The organism is Streptomyces sp. NPDC007875 (genome assembly GCF_042868035.1).
Classification (GTDB): Bacteria; Actinomycetota; Actinomycetes; order Streptomycetales; family Streptomycetaceae; genus Streptomyces; species Streptomyces antimycoticus.
In genome coordinates this window covers 1-18,521 of the sequence record NZ_JBIADZ010000016.1, presented here as the reverse complement: position 1 = coordinate 18,521, position 18,521 = coordinate 1, and the positions used below count along the sequence as shown (strand labels likewise).

General features: G+C 71.1%; 18 protein-coding genes and 1 pseudogene. 6 read left to right on the top strand and 13 right to left on the bottom strand.

Going from position 1 to position 18,521, the window contains the following annotated elements; all coding sequences use genetic code 11:
* The first annotated feature begins 68 nt into the window (after positions 1-68).
* Positions 69-815, top strand: coding sequence for a TetR/AcrR family transcriptional regulator (locus ACFYOY_RS29175; RefSeq protein WP_351885542.1), 747 nt, complete (start codon positions 69-71; stop codon positions 813-815).
* Positions 816-895: 80 nt separating this feature from the next.
* Positions 896-1,948 carry an acyl-CoA dehydrogenase family protein gene (locus ACFYOY_RS29170; protein WP_388590514.1) on the top strand — a complete coding sequence of 351 codons (1,053 nt, stop codon included), beginning with the start codon at positions 896-898 and terminating at the stop codon, positions 1,946-1,948.
* Positions 1,949-2,013: 65 nt separating this feature from the next.
* Here ACFYOY_RS29170 and ACFYOY_RS29165 read toward each other — a convergent pair whose 3' ends face one another.
* The 3 genes and pseudogenes from ACFYOY_RS29165 to ACFYOY_RS29155 form a co-directional block, all read right to left on the bottom strand.
* Complete coding sequence (locus ACFYOY_RS29165; RefSeq protein ID WP_388590512.1) at positions 2,014-2,538, bottom strand: hypothetical protein; 525 nt, start codon at positions 2,536-2,538, stop codon at positions 2,014-2,016.
* Between the two features lie 238 nt (positions 2,539-2,776).
* Positions 2,777-2,887, bottom strand: a pseudogene (locus tag ACFYOY_RS29160) (sugar phosphate isomerase/epimerase); the annotation flags it as partial.
* 104 nt (positions 2,888-2,991) lie between these two features.
* Positions 2,992-3,279 carry a YiaA/YiaB family inner membrane protein gene (locus ACFYOY_RS29155; RefSeq protein WP_059146397.1) on the bottom strand — a complete coding sequence of 96 codons (288 nt, stop codon included), beginning with the start codon at positions 3,277-3,279 and terminating at the stop codon, positions 2,992-2,994.
* 362 nt (positions 3,280-3,641) lie between these two features.
* On the opposite strand from ACFYOY_RS29155, the gene ACFYOY_RS29150 reads away from it, so the two are divergent.
* Positions 3,642-4,517 carry an LLM class flavin-dependent oxidoreductase gene (locus tag ACFYOY_RS29150; protein ID WP_351885551.1) on the top strand — a complete coding sequence of 292 codons (876 nt, stop codon included), beginning with the start codon at positions 3,642-3,644 and terminating at the stop codon, positions 4,515-4,517.
* Between the two features lie 6 nt (positions 4,518-4,523).
* Here the strand turns inward: ACFYOY_RS29150 and ACFYOY_RS29145 are convergent, their stop codons facing one another.
* From ACFYOY_RS29145 to ACFYOY_RS29135, 3 genes are read right to left on the bottom strand one after another with little or no spacing between them, the layout of a single operon-like run.
* Positions 4,524-5,183, bottom strand: a complete 660-nt coding sequence (locus ACFYOY_RS29145; RefSeq protein WP_388590509.1) for a hypothetical protein — start codon at positions 5,181-5,183, stop codon at positions 4,524-4,526.
* Positions 5,180-5,923 (bottom strand): MerR family transcriptional regulator, encoded by a 744-nt coding sequence (locus ACFYOY_RS29140; protein ID WP_388590507.1) that lies wholly within the window; start codon positions 5,921-5,923, stop codon positions 5,180-5,182. The genes ACFYOY_RS29145 and ACFYOY_RS29140 overlap by 4 nt, the downstream gene beginning before the upstream one ends.
* A gap of 33 nt (positions 5,924-5,956) precedes the next feature.
* Complete coding sequence (locus tag ACFYOY_RS29135; RefSeq protein ID WP_388590505.1) at positions 5,957-6,463, bottom strand: hypothetical protein; 507 nt, start codon at positions 6,461-6,463, stop codon at positions 5,957-5,959.
* 765 nt (positions 6,464-7,228) lie between these two features.
* On the opposite strand from ACFYOY_RS29135, the gene ACFYOY_RS29130 reads away from it, so the two are divergent.
* Complete coding sequence (locus ACFYOY_RS29130) at positions 7,229-8,239, top strand: methyltransferase (RefSeq protein ID WP_351885563.1); 1,011 nt, start codon at positions 7,229-7,231, stop codon at positions 8,237-8,239.
* A gap of 97 nt (positions 8,240-8,336) precedes the next feature.
* Here the strand turns inward: ACFYOY_RS29130 and ACFYOY_RS29125 are convergent, their stop codons facing one another.
* The 4 genes from ACFYOY_RS29125 to ACFYOY_RS29110 all read right to left on the bottom strand — a co-directional run bounded on the left by ACFYOY_RS29125 (position 8,337) and on the right by ACFYOY_RS29110 (position 12,339).
* Complete coding sequence (locus ACFYOY_RS29125) at positions 8,337-9,155, bottom strand: class I SAM-dependent methyltransferase (RefSeq protein ID WP_351885566.1); 819 nt, start codon at positions 9,153-9,155, stop codon at positions 8,337-8,339.
* Positions 9,156-9,313: 158 nt separating this feature from the next.
* A complete protein-coding gene (locus tag ACFYOY_RS29120; RefSeq protein ID WP_351885569.1) occupies positions 9,314-10,525 on the bottom strand; it encodes a globin domain-containing protein in 1,212 nt (403 codons plus the stop codon).
* 124 nt (positions 10,526-10,649) lie between these two features.
* Positions 10,650-11,099, bottom strand: coding sequence for an Rrf2 family transcriptional regulator (locus ACFYOY_RS29115; RefSeq protein WP_351885571.1), 450 nt, complete (start codon positions 11,097-11,099; stop codon positions 10,650-10,652).
* A gap of 91 nt (positions 11,100-11,190) precedes the next feature.
* Positions 11,191-12,339, bottom strand: coding sequence for an AI-2E family transporter (locus tag ACFYOY_RS29110; RefSeq protein ID WP_388590502.1), 1,149 nt, complete (start codon positions 12,337-12,339; stop codon positions 11,191-11,193).
* Positions 12,340-12,608: 269 nt separating this feature from the next.
* Here ACFYOY_RS29110 and ACFYOY_RS29105 point away from each other — a divergent pair, with 269 nt between their 5' ends.
* Positions 12,609-13,829 carry a cysteine desulfurase-like protein gene (locus tag ACFYOY_RS29105; protein ID WP_388590500.1) on the top strand — a complete coding sequence of 407 codons (1,221 nt, stop codon included), beginning with the start codon at positions 12,609-12,611 and terminating at the stop codon, positions 13,827-13,829.
* A gap of 37 nt (positions 13,830-13,866) precedes the next feature.
* Here ACFYOY_RS29105 and ACFYOY_RS29100 read toward each other — a convergent pair whose 3' ends face one another.
* A complete protein-coding gene (locus tag ACFYOY_RS29100; protein WP_351885577.1) occupies positions 13,867-14,733 on the bottom strand; it encodes a proline iminopeptidase-family hydrolase in 867 nt (288 codons plus the stop codon).
* A gap of 242 nt (positions 14,734-14,975) precedes the next feature.
* Between ACFYOY_RS29100 and ACFYOY_RS29095 the strand changes: the two genes are divergently transcribed.
* Complete coding sequence (locus ACFYOY_RS29095) at positions 14,976-16,166, top strand: acyltransferase family protein (RefSeq protein WP_388590498.1); 1,191 nt, start codon at positions 14,976-14,978, stop codon at positions 16,164-16,166.
* 69 nt (positions 16,167-16,235) lie between these two features.
* On the opposite strand, the gene ACFYOY_RS29090 is transcribed toward ACFYOY_RS29095, so the two are convergent.
* Together ACFYOY_RS29090 and ACFYOY_RS29085 are read right to left on the bottom strand one after the other, a co-directional pair.
* Positions 16,236-17,330 carry a winged helix DNA-binding domain-containing protein gene (locus tag ACFYOY_RS29090; protein ID WP_388590496.1) on the bottom strand — a complete coding sequence of 365 codons (1,095 nt, stop codon included), beginning with the start codon at positions 17,328-17,330 and terminating at the stop codon, positions 16,236-16,238.
* On the bottom strand, positions 17,327-18,367 hold the full coding sequence (locus ACFYOY_RS29085) for an aldo/keto reductase (protein WP_388590494.1): 1,041 nt from the start codon (positions 18,365-18,367) through the stop codon (positions 17,327-17,329). Before ACFYOY_RS29085 ends, ACFYOY_RS29090 begins: the two co-directional genes overlap by 4 nt.
* Between the last annotated feature and the right edge of the window lie 154 nt (positions 18,368-18,521).

Here is an 18,521-nt window from a genome sequence, read left to right as displayed (position 1 = left end):
CTGTCGGAATCTATCCAACAGCGTAGGAGTGATGGAACGGTGACGGCAACGGAGTAGGCTGCGGGCTCGTGAGCGCGAAGCCGAACGGGACCAGGGGAACGAACGGGAACAGTGGAAGGAAGGCGCTGGACAACGCGCCGGGAGCGGTATGGTTCCGCGCCGAGAAGACGTCCCGCCCCCGTCCTCAGCTCTCACATGAGCGGATCATCGCCACCGCCGTCCAGCTGCTGGACCGCGACGGCGTACAGAAGCTGAGCATGCGCCGGCTCGCCGAGCGGCTCGGCGCCCACGCGACCAGCCTCTACTGGCATGTGGCCACCAAGGACGACGTCCTCGACCTGGCCCTGGACGCCGTCTTCGCCGAACTCGACCTCCCCGAGGAGCACAGCGCCTCATGGCAGGAGGACATCGAGGCGTTCATGACCGGCCTGCGCTCCGTCCTCCTGCGCCACCCGTGGGCCGCGGCCCTGGCCAACTCCCGCCCCCTCATGGGGCCCAACGCCCTGCGCTCCTCGGAGTTCGCCTACACCGCGCTCACCACGGGCGGCTTCGAAGGCGTCCACCTGTCGTCCGCCGCGGCCACCATCACCCACTATGTGATCGGCTCCGCCTCCTGCGAAGCGGTGTGGCAGCAGCGCTCCGACGAGGCGGCGACCCGCTCGGCCGTGGACGCCCACATCCGCGACCACATCGACGATTACCCCACTCTCGCCGGTCACTTCCCCCTCCTCCAGGAGGACGACTGGGACTCCCACTTCCACCGCGGCATGCGTCTGCTGCTGGCCGGTCTCACCTCCCCCGGGGCTCACGCGTGAGCGGTTCGGCGCCGCAGGACACCGCCCACGCCGACGAGCCAACGCATCACCCCGCCGACGAGCCAACGAAAGGAGCGGTCATGACCGCCCCGGCCCCGACGCTCATCGAGGCGGCCCGGCGCCTCGCCGATGAGGTGCTGGCGCCCGGCGCCGAGTCCGCCGACCGCGAGGGCGTCCCCCTGGCCACGATCGCCGAGGTCAAGAGGTCCGGCGTGCTCGGGGTGGGCGGCCCGGTGGCGTACGGCGGGACGCAGGCGCCGGACGCGGTCGCCCGCGAGATCGCCGAAATCCTCGCCGGGGCCTGCTGCGCCACCTACTTCGTGCAGGCCCAGCACCACAGCCCGGTCAGGATGCTCGCCGCCGCCGACTCCCCGGCGCGCGAGCGGCTGTTGCGGCCGCTGTGCGACGGCACGCTGCTGTCCGGTATCGCCTTCTCCCATCTGCGGGCCTACCCCCGCAAACCGGTGCGGGTCACCCGTATCCCGGGCGGCAGGCGCTTCGACGGCCGGGTGCCGTGGTACACCGGCTGGGGCCTGAACGACGTGATGCTCCTCGCCGGGGTCACCGACGACGGCGAGGCGCTGTTCGCCTTCGCGGACGCCCGTGAGCAGCCCGGTCTGCGCCCCACTCCGCAGCTCCAGCTGGCAGCGCTGACCGGCACCCGCACCGTCGGCCTGGAGCTGGACGGCCTGGTGGTCCCCGAGGAGGCCGTGATCTGGAGCCGTCCCTACGAGGAGTGGGCTATCGCGGACCGGCCGAAGAACACCAACCCCAACCCGGCCGTGTTCGGCGTGGCCGGCGCGGCCCTGGACCTGCTGGAGGCCGCCGGGGACGCGGAGGCGAAGGAGACGGCGCAGGTGCTGGGCGAGCGGCTGGGTGAGGTGCGCCGGGAGGCGTACGCGCTGGTGGACGAGGTTCCGGCGGGCGAGCGACTGGCGGACCGGCTCGCGGTGAAGACCCGGGCCTACGACGTGCTGCGCGCCGCCACCACCGCGGCGATCGTCGCGGGCGGCGGCCGGGCGTTCGGCCTCGGCAGCCCCGCGCAGCGGCTGGCCCGGGAGGGCCTCTTCCTGGTGGTGCAGGGGCAGACCGCCGACGTCCGCAGCGCCCACCTGCGGGCGCTGCGTGGCTGACCCGCCGCCGCGGCCCCAGACGTGATCGGTGGCCCGGCCATGCACGGTCGTCCGTGTCCGCATGCCTATTCCAGGCCGGACGCCCCGAGGATCCCCCGGGTGGCCGTGTCGTCGAGGTGCCGGCCCAGCAGCCGCAGGATCTCCGTGCCGTGCCGCAACGTACCGCGTTCGAGGGAGCGCCGCGCACCGGTGTCCAGCTCATGCCACAGCAGGGGATCCGCGACCAGGACGCGCAGGTCGAGCGTCACCCGGCGGCCGTAGACGTCGCACAGGAGCAGGCGGGTGGCGATCCGGCCGTCCCGCCACACCTCGGCCAGGGCGTCGGTGCGTACCCGGCGGACGCGTACCAGGCCTCGTACGGTCAGCCAGCCGTCGCCCGCCGTCACCCGCGGTGGCCGCAGCACGGTGAACACCGCCACCGCGAGCAGGGCCCACAGATCGGCCCGCCCCACGGTGAGCCCGCCCGAGGCCCAGTCGAGCAATGTCGTCACCCCGCCGAACGCCAGCGCGAGACACACCGCCCACCGCGCGTCCGCATGCGGACGGCCGCCACGGGGCGTCCGGGCGGGCCCGCCCATCAGCCGTTCCATACGCGCACGCTAAGCGGGGCGTGGGGCGGGCGGAACGCACCCATGGCGCACCCTGACGCTCCTCTTACGCCGCCGTGCTGACCTTTAACGGGACGTTGGCGCTCCGCCGGTGCGGAAGGTGGCCGGACCCGGCGCATCAGGTCCGGCCACCCCGTTTCACACGGTGAGCTCCTTGCGGATGCGGTTCAGCATGAAGGCGGAGGACTCCCGGGCGCGTTCCTCCCAGGCGAAGACACAGGCTCTCGGCGGTGCGCTCGGGGCGGCCGTTGAACTCCGAGTTCATCAGCGGGCATTCGAGGTCGGCGGTGATCTCGATCATCCGCTTCCAGTAGCGGACGGCGGCCTGCCGACTACCGCGCCGGTAAGAGCGTGATCGAGGTCCGCCGGCTGGCCGAGGTGCGCGAGGCCAAAGGGCTCGTCATCGACGAGTAGTGGCGGGCGGCCCGAAGGGGTTCACAGCTTTTCGAAGGGGTCGTGTGCGGCGAGCAGCTTGTCCACCCGCGCCTGGTCGACCCGGCTGACGATCTGCCCGGCCTCCTGCCGGTCCCGGATCACCTTGGCCAGGGTGAAGGCGGACGTCACCAGGTAGAGCACGGAGATGGCCAGGAAACCGCGCACCCAGGCGTCGGCGCTCAGCTGGAAGATGCCGATGGCGGTGGCGGCCATGGCGACCGCGAAGGAGGCGACCGCCTGACCGTAGAACGCGGCCGTGCTCTGCTGCTTGACCGGTGTCTCACTCATGCGGACAAGAATCGGCGGATGCGGTGGTCCCCGCATCCGTCCGGATACTCAGAAGGTACTCAGAAGTCGGGCGCCGTCGTCCGTCCGCCTGGTCCGGGCCGCGGGCCCCGCGCTCTTGTCGCTGTCGTTCACCGCGCCGCTGCCTCCGCCGCCGGGCTTGCCAACCGGAACAGTGTTCCGTATCGTTACCGGAGCGACGTTCCGTTTGCTCGTGCTGTCAGAGCAGGGACCCGGCGAGCACGCCGCGCATGGCCACCACGCTTCCGCATCCTTCCGGAAGTCGGCCGACCAGAAGCTGTTCCGCTTGAACCTCGGCAGCGCGCCCAGCCGCCGCTGCCGGTGCCGAAAGGACCGACGGTTCCATGTCGCATACACCCCCACCCCGTTTCGGGATCATGACCGCCCCCATGCAGGTCGACTACCACGACGTCCTGCGGGTCTGGCGCGAGGCGGACACGATCCCGGAGATCGAGCACGCATGGCTGTTCGACCACCTCATGCCGATCGGCGGCGACCCGGACGGACCGGCCTACGAAGGCTGGACGCTGCTCACGGCCCTCGCCGCCCACACCCGTCGGCTGCGGCTCGGCCTGCTGGTGACCAGTAACCGGTTCCGGCCGCCCGCGATGCTGGCCAAGATCGCCACGACCGTCGACATCGTCTCCGACGGTCGGCTGGAGTTCGGCATCGGCGTCGGCTCACGACCTGGCCACCCCCTGGCCCGGCGTGAGTACGCGGCACACGGCCTGCCCTTCCACGACTCCGCGCACGCCGTGGGCAGTCTCGCCGAAGCCTGCACGGTGATCCGGCGGCTATGGACCGAGGAGAAGCCGTTCGACTTCCACGGCACCTATCACCAGCTCACCGGAGCGTTCGGCAACCCCAAACCCGTCCAGCGCCCCCACCCTCCGATCGTCATCGGCGGACGCTCGTCCGCGACGCTGCGTGTGGTGGCCGAGCACGCGGACGTGTGGAACATGCCCGGCGGCGAGATCGACGACGCCGTCAACCGCAGCGCACTGCTGGACCGCTACTGCGCCGAGATCGGCCGCGACCCCGCCGCGATCACCCGCTCGATCGTCCTGTCCGTCTCCTACGACCAGCCCGGCGTCACCCGGGCCGCGATCGCGGAGGCGATCGACGCCGGTTTCGGGCACATCATCCTCGGCCTGGCGGCGCCCTACCCCGCCGATGTCGCACGGTGGGTCACCGACGAGCTCATCAGCGCGTCGGCCTAGCGGTTCTCAACCGGCATCCATCCGAACCCGGGTGAGCGCGGCGACCGCCTCCCGCGGGTCGTCCGCGTGAAACCGGAGCGTACGGGCGAAGCCCTCCGCGCCCAGCGGCCGCACGAACTTCACCGGTTCCGTCAGCTCCACCGTCACCGTGGTCTGGCTGCCCACCGCGAGGTCGAGCACTCCGTCCGCGCTCACCCGCACCGGCCGCCCGTCGGGGTAGCGCCGGTCGACGCGGGCGGTGGCGATGGTGGCGGCCGGGACCCGCAGGTCGAACAGCGCGCCGTACCGTACGCGCAGCGAGCCGTCCGGCCCCACGATGTGCGGCCGGACCACGCAGGCCGCGTGCAGGGCGAGGATCAGCACCACCCCGTACACGTCGATGACGAGCAGGACCGCGTGCACGGCCGGCCAGGGGATCACCATCGCCAGCGCGACCGTCTCGATGACCGAGACGAAGACCATCCCGTACATCATGGCCGTCTGGGGTCCGGTGTAGGCGACGGCCAGCGCCCCCTCGGGGATCTGGTGGCGGCGGCGCAGCACCCACTGGGCGAGGCTGTGCAGGGACCGGATCTCGTGTGCGAGGAGCCGGTACACGACCACCGGGAGCAGGGTGTGCAGCGCGCCTCTCACCCACGCCACCGCCCGTGCGATCGGAGAACTCATGACGCCCTCCTGTCGCGCAGCCGGGCGGTCAGCTTCTCCATCACCCGGCGCACCACCGCGGCCTGGGCGGGCGAGTAGTCGGCGAGAAGCGCCTGCTCGAAGCCGGTCGCCGTCGGGCCGCTGTCCGGGATGGCCGCCAGCAGCGCGTCCGGTACGGCGGCGATGAGGTCGTCGGCCAGCGCCGCGATCCGTGGATCGTCCGCCTCGGCCCCGTCCAGTTCGTCCAGCCGCTCGTACAGGGGGAGTATGGCGGGGTCCTCGGCCAGCGGCCGCAGCGCCGCGTACACCGCGTCCCCGCCGACGATCCCGTCCATCAGGATCAGGTGCTCGCGGTCCTTGGCGGCGGCCGGCGAGGCGGTGGCGGGAGCGACCTTCAGGAGCTCGATGAGCGCGGGGGAGAGTGGCGCGTCCGGTGTGAGCGGGTCCTCCAGAAGAGCTTTGAGGACCCTGCGGTGCTGCTGGATCTCGTGTTCCTGGCGCGCGAGGTCGGCGTCCAACTCGCCCAGCACTTCGGTGAGTTCGCGCCCGGCGTCGTCCGCGAGGACGTCCCGCACCTCGTCCAGGGCGAGCCCGAGCTCGGTCAGCCGCCGGATCCGGGCCAGCAGGATGGCGTCCCTGAGGCTGTAGACACGGTAACCATTGGCCCGCCGCTGGGGCTCGGGCAGCAGGCCGATGTGGTGGTAATGCCGCACGGTCCGGGAGGTGACTCCGACCAGCGCGGCGATCTCTCCGATGCGCATGGTGCCAGTAGAAACCCTGCCGCTACGACAAGGTCAAGCGCGGCCCTGGCCTGCCCGGGCTCCGCCCGGCGGGCCCTCGACGGCGCCGATATCGGGGCGGCCGCGGTAGAGCGGGGCGCCCCGGTAGTCACGGCCGCCGTTGTCCGGGACGACGGTGCCGTTGCCGATCAGCGGTGAGCCCGGCCGGGGAGCGAAGCCCAGCGCGGTGCGCAGCCGCGGGCCGCTGTCGGCCGTGCCGTACGGCACGGACACCGCCGGGTTCACCAACAGCGGGTCGCCCGTGCGCGCGGTGGTGTCGGTGGCGGGTACGGGCAGTGGGGCGCCGCCGTAGAAGTTGTTGGCGTAGCGGATGGTCGGGCTGGCGGTCAGGCTCGCGTCGGCGACCGCCGAGGAGAAGGCGTTGTCGTGCAGGTCGTAGCGCGCGTTCAGGGAGGAGCCGTAGCCGTGGACGAGGTACCGGCTCGCCGGATTGTGCACCGTGTTGTTGTAGACCTCGGCCGAGGCAGCCCGGTCGGCCGCCGCGCGTTGTCCCCGAGACATGGATACCGCGCAGATCCCGTAGATTCTCGCCCGGAGCCCCGGTCGCGGGCGTCTCGTTGCTGACGTCCAGGTCGCGGATCTCCCAGTACTCCTGGTTGAACAGCCGCACCGCGTCATCGACGGTGCCCTCCCCGCGGATCCGCGGCTTGGGCCCCGGGCCATAGCTGCCGATCACGATCGGACGGTTCTTCTCGCCCGAGCCCTTCGGCCACAACTGGCCCTTCCAGGAGCCACCGGCCTTCAGCAGGATGCGGTCCCCGGCCCGGAACGTGGTCCGGTCGACGCGGCCGAGGCTGCGCCAGGCCCTGGCGGCGCTGGTGCCCGGCGCCCCGTCGTCCCCGGAGCGGGAGTCGACGTAGTAGGTGGTGCCGTGGCCGCGGGGGCGGTCGGTGTGGCCTGCGCGGCTTGTGCCGTGGTGGGGTGCGCGACCAGCGTGGCCGCGCCGAGGGTGGCGGCCGCGAGAAGGCCGAGCGGCCGCCGGCCGAGTCTGACGGATCGTCGTCCAGGTGTCATTCGTCGAATGGAAAGCGCTGTCGCAGCTAGTGTCAAGGGTCCGGATGGGCGTGCGCGAGGATCACGCAGTACAAGGAGGAAATCGCTTTCTTGGATGGCGTCCCATGGGCACGCTCGCGCGGTGGGCCGCGGCTCTCATCCGGCCGTCCAGTGGCGACCCGTGTAGGGGGCAACGGCACGGTAGCGTAAGGAGGTCGACATACGGTCAGGTGCGGTGAGACCGCACATCCGGGGAAACAGTGAGGGAGCCCTATGCGGCACGAGATCAGCCCCGAGCCCATACTTCAGGTCGGGCTCGGCTTCATGGCGTCGAAGGCACTGCTCACCGCCGTCGAGCTGGATCTCTTCTCCCAGCTCGCGGAGGGCCCCCGCACGGGCGGTGACCTGGCCGAGGCGCTCGGGCTGCATCCGCGCGGCGCCGCCGACTTCCTCGACGCGCTGGTCGCCCTCGGATTCCTGGAGCGATCCGGGGGCGTGTACCGCAACAGCCCGTCCGCTGACACCTTTCTCGACCGCGAGAAGGCCACCTATGTCGGCGGCGTCCTGGAGATGGCCAACAGCCGGCTGTATCCCTTCTGGGGGTCGCTCACCGAGGCGCTGAGAACAGGCGAACCGCAGAACGAGCACAAGCACGGCGGCGACGTATTCGACGCCATCTACCGGGACCAGGAGGGCCTCGAGGGATTCCTGCACGGAATGACCGGGCTCAGCATGGGCAAGGCACTGGTGATAGCCGAGCGGTTCCCCTGGGCCGACCACCGGACGGTGCTGGACGTCGGGGGAGCGGTGGGCTGCCTTCCGGTGGCGGTGGCCCGGCGTCACCCCCATATGAGCGGTGGTGTCTTCGAGCTGCCCCGGGTGCGGCCCGTCTTCGAGAAGTACGTGGCGTCCTTCGGCCTGGAGGACCGGCTCACCTTCCACGCAGGCGACTTCTTCACCGACGACCTGCCCGGCGCCGATGTCATCGTGCTGGGCCAGATCCTGCACGGGTGGGGCCTGGAGGAGAAGCGGCTGCTGCTGAAGAAGGCGTACGACGCGCTGCCCGACGGGGGAGCGGTCCTCGTCTACGACGCCATCATCGACGACGACCGCAAGGAGAACACCTTCGGTCTGCTGGCGAGCCTGAACATGCTCATCGAGACCCGGTCCGGCTTCGAGTACACGGCCGCCGACGGCCGCGCCTGGATGACGGAGGCGGGATTCCGCAGCAGCCGGATCGAACCGCTGACGGACGGCTACTCCATGCTGGTGGGCATCAAATAGCGGTCACATGGCCGCCCGGCCTATAGCCATCACGCACCCGCCCGGCCCGGCGCCGGGACCGCCCGGCGCCGGGCAAGCGCTCCCTCGCGGTGGGCCGCTAGAAGCGGTAGCGCAGGATCCGGCCCACATCCCGGAAGCCGGGCAGGTGTGCCATCACCCGCATGCTCATCCGGCCGGAGGTGGGCATCCTCTCCACCCCCGGCATGTCCACGCTGCGCACCGCATCCAGGCAGGTCAGCCCCGGGTGCCAGGTCTCCACCTCATGGGGGTCGTCCAGACCCCAGTGGAGTGTGGCGCCCGCGTTGCGCACCGCGGGGACCATCTTCTGGAGCCGGATGCCCAGCGGACCGTAGACGTCGAAGAGCAGTTGGCCGCTGGGGAACCGTTCGGTGATCCGCTGGATCAGCCGCTTGCCGTCCTCCTTGCGCAGATACATCGTCAGCCCCTCGGCGACGACCACGGTCGGCCGGTCGTCGGGCACCGCGCGCAGCCACGCCTCATCGGTCACCGAGGCGCCGACCATCTCGTAGTTCCCCGACGGCTCGGGTAGCAGCCGCCGGCGCAGATCGATCACCTCGGGATAGTCGATGTCGAGCCAGCGCACCGACGAGGGCGGGTCGAGGCGCTGCACCCGGGTGTCGAGACCGCAGGCGAGATGGAGCACGGTCGCCTTCTGATGCTCGGCCAGGAACTCCATGGCCCAGTCGTCGAGCTGTTTCGCCCTCAGGGCGATGCCGACCGCCGTCGTGTCCGTCATCCCCGTTTTGCTGAAGTCGTAGGCCACGCGCTCCACGGCCTCGCGGGCCGCGTGGTCGTGCAGGATGGAGTCCGGTGAACGGCTGTCGACCGCCCTGCCGTACAGCGTGGCGAGCAAGGTCTCCTGAGCGCCGCTGAGAGTGATCTTTTCGCGATCCATGGTTCCTCGTCGATGTGGGGGGACCGGACGGAACATTCCGCGTGGTTGCGTACGGAACGGACAGAACCCGTGTCCGTACGGTCCCACGTTCCCCCGGGCAAAAGCGACCGGCCCCTGGGCCATTCGAGTTCATCCGGCCAACATCAGGGGGCCGGGCGTCAGCGGCCCTCGCCGTCGCCCCGCGGCAGCCACAGATCGGGCCCGAAGACCTCGTAGTGGATCGCGGAGGGGTGCACACCGCGCTCCAGCAGCTGGGTCCGCACCGACCGCATGAAGGGCAGCGGCCCGCACACATACGCCTGGACGCCGTCCGGGATCCCGATCCCGGACAGGTCGACATGGCCGGTGCGCTCGGCCGGCCAGTCGCCCTCGGGCCGCTCGTACCATACGTGCGCGGTGCCCTGTGCCAGCTTGGTGACCAGCCGCTCCTGGTCGGCGCGCAGCGCGTGGTCGACGGGGGAGCGGTCGGCGTGGACGGCGATGACCGGGGCCCGATGACCTCTGGCCACCAGCTCCTCCAGCATGGCCACTATCGGGGTGCAGCCGATTCCCGCGGAGGCGAGCAGCAGTGGCGTGTCCGTGACGCCGAGCACGATGTCGCCGTAGGGCGCGGAGACGGTGAGCGCATCGCCCTCGTGGACGTGGTCGTGCAGGTGGCCGGAGACCTCACCGGCCGGGTCCTCGCCGGCGTCCACGCGCTTGACGGAGAAGGTGCGCACCGTGGCGTCGGGGGCGTTGGTCAGGCTGTACTGGCGGATCTGCCGCGCCCCGTCGGCCAGTTCCACCTGCACCGAGACGTACTGGCCCGCTCTGAACACCGGGGCGGGGCGGTCGTCCGCCGGCCGTATCCGGAAGGTGACCACATCCGCCGTCTCCCGGGTCCGCTCGATCACCTCCCACTGCCGCCAGGTCCCCCCGGCCAGCACCCCCTGCTCCGCGTACAGCCGCCGCTCGGTCTCGATCAGGGAGTTGGCCATCAGCCAGTAGACCTCGTCCCAGGCGGCGATCACCTCCTCGGTGGCCGCGTCGCCGAGCACCTCCGCGATGGCGGCGGACAGATGGCGGTGCACTACCGGATACTGCGCGGCGCTCACCCCGAGCGATGCGTGCTTGTGGGCGATCCGGCTCAGCAGGGCGTCGGGGCGGACGCCCGGCTGCTCCACCAGGGCGGTGGCGAACGCGGCGATCGCGCCCGCGAGAGCCTGCCGTTGCGTGCCCGCGGCCTGGTGGGCCCGGTTGAACAGATTCCGCAGCAGTCCGGGGTGGGCCGCGAAGAGCTTCCGGTAGAACAGGTCGGCGATGGTACCGATGGCCTCACCGACGGCGGGAAGCGTGGCGCGGACGGTGTCGGCGGACTTCTGGGAGAGCATGAGTGGGCCTAACTGGTATCTCAGATTCATATTCAGCGGCATGGGTGAAGCGGGCATGGCGACCTCCGTGGCATCACGGCTCAGCGGGACGGAACCCTGGGCTCGCACCCCGGACGGGGCGGCCTCACGGGGACAGGCCGGGTGCGCGCCCGACCAGCCCCAGCAGTACCGGGCCGGTCGGGGACGCCACCAGATCGTCCACCGTCAGGGGATCGAGCGAGGCGAGGAACGCCTCCTGTGCCCGGCGCAGCGCCATGCGCAGCCGGCACCCCTGCCGCAGTGGACACGGCGCATCCCCCTCGCAGTCGACGACCTCGCCGACCCCTTCGAACTCCCGGACCAGCTGGCCGACCGAGGCGGTGCGCCCGGTCGCGGTGAGTGCCAGCCCGCCGCCCCGTCCGCGCCGCGTCTCGATCAGGCCCAGGTGCTGCAGCCGGGCCGCCACCTTGGCCAGATGGCTGTAGGGCACCTGCATCTCCCCGGCGACCTGCCGGGCGGTGCAGGGCTCGGCTCCGGTGACCGCCAGCCGCATGATCGTGCGGAGTGCCAGGTCCGTTGACTTCGTCAGCCGCATGGCGCCACATTAGCTGAATGCGAATCTAAGATGCCACTTATGCGAGCGTGTTCCGGCCACGTACGCGTGCGGTGTTCCGGCCCCGCGCCGGTCAGGCTTCGTCGGGCGGTCGGCGGCGCAGCGCCCGCGTCACCGACCAGGCGACGGACACCATGGGCACCGCCACGACCGCCCCGATCACCCCCGCGACGATGCTTCCGGCGATGACCGAAATCGCCACCACCACCGGATGGAGCCGTACCGCCCAGCTCATCACCAGCGGATGCAGTACATGGCCCTCGAACTGACCGACCGCCACGATCAGCAGCAGCACCACGGCCGCGATGGCCGGACCCCGCCCGGCCAGAGCCACCACCGTCGCCACCGCCAGCGCGATCGGCGAACCGATCAGCGGAACGAACGTCGCGAAGAAGACCAGCAGCGTCAGCGGCAGGGCCAGCGGCACCCGCAGCAGGGACAGGGCGATACCGACCAGGGCCGCGTTGGAGGCGGCCACGACGATGATGCCCCGGGTGTATCCGGCGAAGGTGGTCCACGCCGCCCGCGCCGCCCGGTCCCACGGAGACCGGGCGCGCTCGGGGAGCTGGCCCCGGAACCACCGCCACATCCGGTCCCCGGAATGGATGAAGAAGACCGAACAGAACAAGGCCAGGAAGAGAGCCGTGCCCGCCTCCACGACCCGCCCCGCGCTGCTGAGCGCCCTGCTGATCAGCGTCGCGCGATGCCGCGACGCAAAGGAGGTGACCTTGTCGTGGGCCCCCGACAGCACGCCACGCCGGACATGGAACGGCGGCCCCTCCAGCCACCGCTCGATCCGGCCGATCCCGCCGCGCAGCTCACCCACGAGCCGGCCCGCCTCCCCGGCCGCCGCGTTTCCCACCAGCGCCAGCAGCCCCATCACCACGAACAGCGTGCCGAACACCGCCAGCGCCACCGCCAGCGGCCTCGGAAGCGCCCGCGCCAGCAGATCGGCCAGCGGCCGCAGCAAGGCGGTGGCCACCAGCGCGAGAAACACCGCGACCGCGACGAGCTCGAACTGCCCCAGCACCGAGAACGCCAGATAGACGGCCACCCCGATGACCATCAGACGCCATGCGTAGGCGGTGGCCAGACGCAGCCCGGGATGGACCCGCCCGCCCTCGTCCCCCGCCCCGCGCACCGCCGCCGCCAGGGCCGCGGAGCCGGAGTGGCGGGCCCGCGCCACCGCCCGCGAGGCACGCCCCGCAGAGCCGCCGGTCACACCCCGCCGAGCGCGTCTGTCCCGCCTTTTCGGTCGCTCGGGCGGGGGCGGAGCGTCGCTGCTCACGTCGGCGCCACCGCCTTCCGCGTCCCGGTCCTGTGCGGTGGAAGAGGAGGGTTATTCATCCCCATACGTACAGATTCAATCAGGGTGGCTGTCCGCGCGCCGGAACACCTCTCCCCGGCGCGGCGGCCCCACCCCGCCCCCTGCCGCTCCGTACCGGTGCCTGCATAAGATCGCCCTGGTCACCCCTCGGCAAGGAGTCGCTCGTGGCATACGACATCAGCGCCATCCGCGCACAGTTCCCCGCACTGAAGGCCGGATCGGCCCACTTCGACGGCCCCGGGGGCACCCAGACCCCTCTCCCCGTCATCGAGGCCATCTCCGACGCGCTGGCCAACCCGCTGGCCAACCGAGGCCGGCTCACCGCGGGGGAGCGCAACTCCGAGGCCCTCGTCCAGTCGGCCCGGCAGGCCATGGCCGACCTGCTCGGCGCCGACCCGGCCGGGGTCGTGTTCGGGCGCAGCGCCACCGCCCTCACCTACGACTTCTCCCGCACCCTCGCCAAGACCTGGTCGCCGGGGGACGAGGTCGTGGTGTCCCGGCTGGACCACGACTCCAACATCCGCCCCTGGATCCAGGCCGCCGAGGCCGCCGGGGCCACTGTGCGCTGGGCCGACTTCGACCCCGCGACCGGCGAACTGACCCCCGACGACATCAGCGCCCAGCTCGGCGACCGCACCCGGCTGGTCGCGGTCACCGCCGCCTCCAACCTGATCGGCACCCGCCCGGCCATCCCGGAGATCTCCCGGCGGGCGCATGCGGCCGGGGCGCTTCTCTACGTCGACGGCGTGCACTACACCGCTCACGCCCATGTCGACATCCGGCAGCTCGGAGCGGACTTCTTCTGCTGCTCCCCCTATAAGTTCTTCGGCCCCCACCTCGGCGTCCTGGCGAGCCGGCCCGAACTCCTGGAGACCCTGACCCCGGACAAGCTGCTCCCCTCGACGAACGCCGTCCCCGAGCGCTTCGAATTCGGCACCCTGCCCTATGAATTCCTCGCCGGCACCCGCGCCGCCGTCGACTTCCTCGCCACCTTGGCCCCCGGCGCCGAAGGCAGCCGAAGGGAGCGGCTGGCCTCGTCGTTCACGGCCCTCGAACAGCACGAAGCCACCCTTCGCGGGCGCATCGACGAGGGCCTGGCCGCCCTCGATGCGATCACTATCCACTCACGGGCGGCGGACCGCACCCCGACCGTGCTGCTGACCATCGACGGCCGCGACACCACCGAGGCCTACCGTCACCTCGCGAGCCGCGGGGTCGACGCCCCCTCCGGCTCCTTCTACGCGGTGGAGGCATCCCGCAGGCTGGGCCTGGGCGACACCGGGGGCCTGCGCATCGGCCTGGCCCCGTACAACAGCGCCGAGGACGTCGACCGCTTGCTGGAGGCGCTCTCGGACTTCCTGCGCACGCCGGCCCCTCGCGGCTGAGTCACCCGGCGATCGGGGGCCGGTCGACGGATCGTGGCTAGGAGCGTGCTTCGATCCGTGCCAGGTAGTCCCGGATGATGGAGACGTATTCGCGGCGGATCGACTCCTCCTCGAGATATCCCATATGCGCGGCGCCGGGCTGTGTGATGTGCTCGGAGTCAGGGATGCGACGGGCGATGTCCGCGAGATGCGAGGGGACGCATTCGTCGAATTCTCCGCCGAGCACGAGCGTCGGAACGCGAATGCGATGGAGCTCGTCGAATATGTTCCAATCCTTCAGGGTTCCGGTGACGTGGTAGTCCGCCTGCCCGATCATCGTCCTGAAGGTCGTCAGACTCATAAGGGCCGGGTCGAGGGCCGCCGAAGAGGTGCGCACAACAAAGGCACGCAAGTACGCCACTTGGGCAAGGCGGTAGTCAGGATCGTCCGTCTCTCCTCTCAGCTCACGGCCATAGGTGCGGTCGAGTACATCACCCGGCAGCTTCGCCAGCAGGTCCCGAACCTCTTCCTGGAAGCGGGGAATGCTCGCCAATCCATTGGCGCAGATCAGGCTGCTCCACCCGGGATCGCGCTCCGCGGCGAACTGAAGGCCGAGCATCGCTCCCCAGGAGTGGCCGTAGATGTGCGGCCGTTCCAGGCCGAGAGATTCGGTCACCGCGCCGAGTTCGTCGAGGAATCGTTCCACCGTCAGCAGTGAGGTGTCTTCGATCGGATCCGAACGCCCCACTCCGAGCTGGTCGTACCAGATGACCTCACGCTCCCGGGCAAGCGGCTCGAATGCCTCGAACAGCGGATCACTCGGGTAGCCCGGTCCACCGTGAACAAGGAGAAGCGGAACACCGCCGCTGCCCATTCTGCGGTACCAGACCTTTCCTCCCGGTACGGAGACCTTGCCTTCCAGCACGTCAATCAACCTCAATTCCGGTGGAGCATTCGAGCAATTGGTGGATCGCCGGAACTCTAGAGCCGTCAATCCGCGAAAGTAAGGCTTGACTTGCCTGGTCACGTCGGGCAGGACCGGCAAGGGTCCTGCCGCGGGTGGTGGTGTTCGCGTGGATGTTCCCGTGGGGGCGGTATTGGGGCCGGGGCGGTGCGACGGGCAGGCTCGTGGGTGCTGTGCCTGCGTCGTATGGGGAGGGGCCTCCTGTGGCCGATGTGTTACCGCGTGGCGATCGGCTGCCGTCGTTGACGGGTCTTCGCTTTCTGCTGGCCGGGTTGGTGCTGGCGGGCCATGTGCTGACGCTGGGCAGATTCTTCGAGGACCAGGGGGTCTATGAGGCCGCCGATGCCTCGTCCATGGCCAGCGCGGCGGCGGTCTCCTCCTTCTTCCTCCTCAGTGGTTTCGTGCTGGCGTGGAACGCGTCTCCGACCGACACCGCCCTCCGGTTCTGGCGCCGCCGACTGGTGAAGATCTTTCCCAACCATGTGGTGACCTGGACCTTGATGCTGGGCCTGCTCATGGTGACGGGCACCGCCGCCTTGCTTCCGGTGCCGGATCCGGGGTTGGGGGAGGCGGTCCGGAACCTGCTGCTGGTGCACGCCTGGGTTCCGGACATGGCCGATTTCAGCAGTGTCAATCCGGTCACCTGGTCCATCTCCTGCGAAGCGTTCTTCTACCTGCTCTTCCCCCTGCTGATCCGGCCGGTGCATGCGCTCCCGGCACGGCTGCTCCGGCCGGTGATCGCCCTGGTGGCGGCGCTGGTGGTGACGATGCCGCTGGTGGCGATGGCCGTCACCGACGAGGCGGCCCCGGGGAGTTGGTCGCCGCTTTCGACGGAGCGGTGGTGGATGATCTACTTCTTCCCTCCGGTACGGCTGCTGGAGTTCATCCTGGGAGTGGTGCTCGCCCGGGCGGTCCAGCTGGACCGCTGGCCGATGCTGCGGCTGCGCTGGCCGCTGCTCGCCCTGGCGGGAGTCTTCGCGGCGCGGCCGCAGTTGCCGGAGGAGTACGTATGGGGTGCGGCCACCTGTCTGCCGGTGGCCGCCCTGATCCCGGTCCTCGCCACCCGCGATGTCCAGGGGCACGGGAGCTGGCTGGGGCGCCGTGGCCTGGTGGTGCTGGGCGAGGCGTCGTTCGCGCTGTACATGGTCCACTTCCCGGTGCTGTACGCGATCCGGGTGCAACTGGACCAGCGGACCTTCGACACGGTGACCGCCACGGCGCTGTCCCTCGTGGTGTCGGCGCTGTGTGTGGCGGTATCACTGCTGCTGTGGCGCGGTGTCGAGATGCCGATGATGCGCCGTTTCGCCCGCCCCCGCGCCCGTTCCGCGCCGACCGTGCACCCCGCGCCCGGCGGCCAGACCGCCCCCATGCCCCAGGAGGACCCCACTCCATGACCGGGGCCCGGTGCATACCCGCGCGCGGCGGTCGTACGGACCGCTCAACGTGGAGACGCGCGGAACCGCTCAGCATGGACAGACGCGAACGCGGTCGCTTTCACCGTCGGAGAGGAACGCCGCCACTTCCCGCCCCTCCTCGGCGACGGCGGTGCGGTCGGCCTGGGACAGGCGGCCCAGCGGGGTGACGACCACGGTGCCCTCATCGACGCTCCAGGTCGCGGCGACTCGGCCGTCCACCAGCACCACACGCGCCCCGGCGACCGAAAGGTCCCGATGGGCATCGTCGATGATCCGGCCGCGGTCGTGGTACCCGAGGATCGCGTTGTCGAACGCGGGCAAGAACCGCACCGGCGCGGGTGTGTCGGGGTCCGGACGTGGCGCGCCGGGGAGGTCCAACAGCTCGCGGCCGCGTTCATCGCGGAAGCTGACCAGTTCCTCGCGTATCGCGGACACCGCGGCCGGGAGTCCGGCGAGGCCGCACCAGGCGCGCAGATCGGCTGAGGCCGCGGGGCCGAAGGCGGCCAGATAGCGCCGTACCAGCGCCTGGCCGACCGGGTCGGCGCCGTCGGGGGAGGGCGGGTCCGGCTGTCGGCCCAGCCAGGAGGAGAGCAGGACATTGCGCACCCCCGCCTTGGTGCGCCACAGCCCGCGGGGCGGCGTCTGCGCCACCGGGACGAGGGCGGCGATCAGCATTTCGCCCAGTGCCCGCGGCGGCGGGGCGGGCCAGCGCGCGGCGAGCGCCCCCACCAGCTCGGCCATCGAGCGGGGCTCGCCGTCGGCCATCACCGCCCGGCCCGCGGCGGCGAGTTCGTCGAGGTCTATCCCCTCGAGCTCACGGCGGTAGGTCCCGAGCACCCGCTGGCGCAGCATGGTCTCGTGGCGGGCCCGCCAGGCCAGGGTGTCATCCGCGGTGAGCAGGTGAACGGTGCGGCGCATGAGGTGGGTCCGCACCAGGCCGCGCCCGCTCAGGAGGTCCGAGAGGACCGCCGGTTCGAATGCGCGCAGCCGCGACCAGAGTCCGACGAACGGCTCCTGCGGTTCCTGTGCCTGCATGCCGCACAGGTGCGCGACGGCGTCGAGGACCGGTACGTCCGCGCGATCGAGCAGCAGCTGGCGGGCGAGCGTCGCGCGGCCCAGCGCCCGGTTGCCGAGAACGGTCATCGTGCCACCGCGGCGCGCTCGCCGGCCGGTCGCCGCCGCAGTGCCGCGCGTTCGACGGCCGGCGGGGTGTAGGACACATCGAGCGGGCCGATATCGGTTCCGGGCGGCACGATCTGGTCGATCCGGTCGAGGACGTCGTCGTCGAGGGTGACCGCGGCCCCGGCCAGGAGATCATCGAGGTGCTCCATGGTGCGCGGCCCGATGATGGCCGAGGTGACGCCGGGGTGGGTGATGGCGAAGGCCATCGCCAGGTGGGTCAGTGACAGACCGGCCTCCTCGGCCAGCGGGATGAGCCGCTCGACGGCGTCGAGTTTGTGCTCGTCGGTCAGATGCCGGGGCACCCAGTTCATCCGCGCGTTCCGCACCGGGGGCCCGCCCTTGCGGTAGCGGCCGGTGAGCAGGCCCATCGCCAGCGGGCTCCACACGAGCGTGCCCATGCCGTACCGCTGGCAGACGGGCAGGATCTCGCGCTCGATGCCGCGGTTGAGGAGGGAGTACGTGGGCTGCTCGGCGCGGAAGCGCTGCAGTCCGCGCCGGTCGGCGACCCACTGCGCCTCGACGATCTCCGAGGCCGGGAGGTTGGAGGAGCCGATCGCGCGCACCTTGCCGCTGCGCACCAGGTCGGTCAGGGCGGAGAGCGTCTCCTCGATGTCGGTGCGCGGGTCGGGATGGTGCATTTGGTAGAGGTCGATGTGGTCGGTCCGCAGGCGGCGCAGCGAGTGCTCGACCTCGGTGATGATCCAGCGTCGGGAGCTGCCGCAACGGTTGGGGTCCTCACCCATCGCCCCGTTGACCTTGGTGGCCAGCACGATGTCCTCGCGCCGCCCCTTCAGGGCCTTGCCCACGATCTCCTCGGACATCCCGTGGGGTCCGTACACATCGGCGGTGTCGACGAAGTTGATGCCCGAGTCCAGCGCCCGGTGGATGATCCGGACACAGTCGTCGGGATCGGGGTTGCCCACCTGGCCGAACATCATCGTGCCCAGGCAATAGGGGCTGACCCGAATACCGGTCCGCCCCAGCTCACACGTCTTCACGGTCGCGCCGTTCCCTTCGGTTCCTTGGCTCTTGGGTTCCGGAACCGGGGGGGGGGGGGGGGGGGCCCCCCCCGGGGGGGGCGCGGAGGGCGCCCCGCCCCCCGGGGTGATGAGCACCCACAGACCCCCCGCGGGTTGCCGCGGGCCCCCGGGG

What these genes read in the sequence shown, in the direction of transcription:
- ACFYOY_RS29165 (WP_388590512.1), bottom strand. Translation starts at nt 2,538, where the DNA reads ATGGAACGGCTGATGGGCGGGCCCGCCCGGACGCCCCGTGGCGGCCGT.
- ACFYOY_RS29125 (WP_351885566.1), bottom strand. Translation starts at nt 9,155, where the DNA reads ATGGATCGCGAAAAGATCACTCTCAGCGGCGCTCAGGAGACCTTGCTC.
- ACFYOY_RS29120 (WP_351885569.1), bottom strand. Translation starts at nt 10,525, where the DNA reads ATGCTCTCCCAGAAGTCCGCCGACACCGTCCGCGCCACGCTTCCCGCC.
- ACFYOY_RS29155 (WP_059146397.1), bottom strand. Translation starts at nt 3,279, where the DNA reads ATGAGTGAGACACCGGTCAAGCAGCAGAGCACGGCCGCGTTCTACGGT.
- ACFYOY_RS29140 (WP_388590507.1), bottom strand. Translation starts at nt 5,923, where the DNA reads ATGCGCATCGGAGAGATCGCCGCGCTGGTCGGAGTCACCTCCCGGACC.
- ACFYOY_RS29135 (WP_388590505.1), bottom strand. Translation starts at nt 6,463, where the DNA reads ATGTCTCGGGGACAACGCGCGGCGGCCGACCGGGCTGCCTCGGCCGAG.
- ACFYOY_RS29170 (WP_388590514.1), top strand. Translation starts at nt 896, where the DNA reads ATGACCGCCCCGGCCCCGACGCTCATCGAGGCGGCCCGGCGCCTCGCC.
- ACFYOY_RS29130 (WP_351885563.1), top strand. Translation starts at nt 7,229, where the DNA reads ATGCGGCACGAGATCAGCCCCGAGCCCATACTTCAGGTCGGGCTCGGC.
- ACFYOY_RS29115 (WP_351885571.1), bottom strand. Translation starts at nt 11,099, where the DNA reads ATGCGGCTGACGAAGTCAACGGACCTGGCACTCCGCACGATCATGCGG.
- ACFYOY_RS29150 (WP_351885551.1), top strand. Translation starts at nt 3,642, where the DNA reads ATGTCGCATACACCCCCACCCCGTTTCGGGATCATGACCGCCCCCATG.
- ACFYOY_RS29145 (WP_388590509.1), bottom strand. Translation starts at nt 5,183, where the DNA reads ATGAGTTCTCCGATCGCACGGGCGGTGGCGTGGGTGAGAGGCGCGCTG.
- ACFYOY_RS29090 (WP_388590496.1), bottom strand. Translation starts at nt 17,330, where the DNA reads ATGACCGTTCTCGGCAACCGGGCGCTGGGCCGCGCGACGCTCGCCCGC.